This is a genomic window from Caballeronia jiangsuensis (genome assembly GCF_046030135.1).
Taxonomy (GTDB): domain Bacteria; phylum Pseudomonadota; class Gammaproteobacteria; order Burkholderiales; family Burkholderiaceae; genus Caballeronia; species Caballeronia jiangsuensis.
The window spans coordinates 1-986 of the sequence record NZ_JAQQDB010000111.1; the positions used below are offsets into that span (position 1 = coordinate 1).

The following is a 986-nucleotide window of genomic DNA, read 5'->3' on the forward strand; positions in this document are numbered from 1 at the left end:
GTGCTCGGCGCCGGAGTGCTGCTGCATGCGCCCGTCGGCGGTGCGATGCCGTAGCGGCGCAGCTTCTCGCGTGCTTCATCGGTGATCCAGTCGGTCGTCCACGCGGGCGCCAGCACCGTCTCGATGCGATGCGCGCCAAGCTCGGCCTGATCGATCGCCTGCGCGATGTCCTCGGCAATCTGCGACATCGCAGGACACCCCGAGTACGTCGGCGTGATCACCACTTCGAGCACGCCATCGTCGCCGTGACGCACATCGCGCAGAATGCCCAGCTCGCGGATCGAGACCACCGGAATCTCCGGATCGGGCACCGCTTCGAGCACATCCCACGCGCGTTCGATCGTCGTATCCATTTACCAGCTCGCGCCTGGATGTTGACGCGCGAGACTCTGCATCTCCGCCAGCAGATAGCCCATGTGCTCCGAGTGCTCGCCGTGCTTGCCCGTGGTGATGTGCTTCACATCGGCGGGCGCTTCGAGCGTGGCTTCTTCCAGTGCCGATGCGACCTGCTCACGCCATGCCGCTTCGAACTCGCTTGCGAGCGGCGCGATGCCCGCATCGGCGACAGCTTGTTCGATCGCATCGGTGGCGAAGAACTCGCGCGTGTACGGCATCAGATAATCGAGCGCGGCCTGCGCACGACGATGCGACTCCTCCGTGCCGTCACCGAACCGCACCAGCCAGTCGCGCGCGTGATGCAGGTGATAGCTCGTCTCCTTGATCGACTTCGCCGCGATCGCCGCGAGTTGCGCATCGCTCGATGTCTGCAGCGCGCTCCACACTTCCATCATCAGCGCGCAGTACAGGAAGTTGCGCACGATCGTCACCGCGTAATCGCGCTCGGCGCGCGTCGTGCCCGCGAGCGGGCCGAAATGCGGCAACTCCGCGATCGTGTAGTTGGCGAATTCGCGCTCGCTGCGAAAGTACGCGTAGTCGTCTTCGGTCTTCTTGCTGCCGTTAAGCGATGCTTCGAGCGACGCCGCGTG

General features: G+C 64.9%; 2 protein-coding genes. Both read right to left on the reverse strand.

What is annotated here, in order from left to right; genetic code table 11:
• Positions 1 to 353, reverse strand: a 353-nt coding sequence (paaD, locus tag PQR08_RS38565) for a 1,2-phenylacetyl-CoA epoxidase subunit PaaD (protein ID WP_408164476.1), incomplete at its 3' end; no start/stop codon positions are given.
• Positions 354 to 986 (reverse strand): 1,2-phenylacetyl-CoA epoxidase subunit PaaC (paaC, locus tag PQR08_RS38570; protein WP_408164478.1); only part of this gene is annotated, 633 nt, incomplete at its 5' end.